Origin of the sequence: Enterobacter sp. PTB (assembly GCF_051130085.1) — a bacterium.
GTDB classification, from domain to species: domain Bacteria; phylum Pseudomonadota; class Gammaproteobacteria; order Enterobacterales; family Enterobacteriaceae; genus Enterobacter; species Enterobacter ludwigii.
In genome coordinates, this window is the sequence record NZ_JBDKEE010000216.1 from 1 (window position 1) to 218 (window position 218).

At 67.9% G+C, this 218-nt stretch carries 1 protein-coding gene; it reads right to left on the bottom strand.

Features of this window, described 5'->3' with window-relative positions:
* Positions 1–218, bottom strand: a 218-nt coding sequence (locus AAIR21_RS28290) for a type VI secretion system baseplate subunit TssF (protein WP_434682901.1), incomplete at both ends; no start/stop codon positions are given.

A 218-nucleotide genomic window follows, 5' to 3' on the forward strand; every position in this document is an offset into this window, starting at 1 on the left:
GCATTCAAAGCGCAGCCGGATGGCAGAACGACCGTCGGTTTCCGTCTGCAGACGGGCTTGTGCCAGATGCAGGGGCTGCAGCGTCAGCGCCCGGGTGGTCCGGTACTGGCAGGCCGTCTGCCGTGGCCCCACCGGACGGGAGAGCACGGAGAACCCTTCCGGCAACCGTTCCGCCTGGCGCAGCTGTTGCCACGGTGGCGCAAACTCCACCACCGACA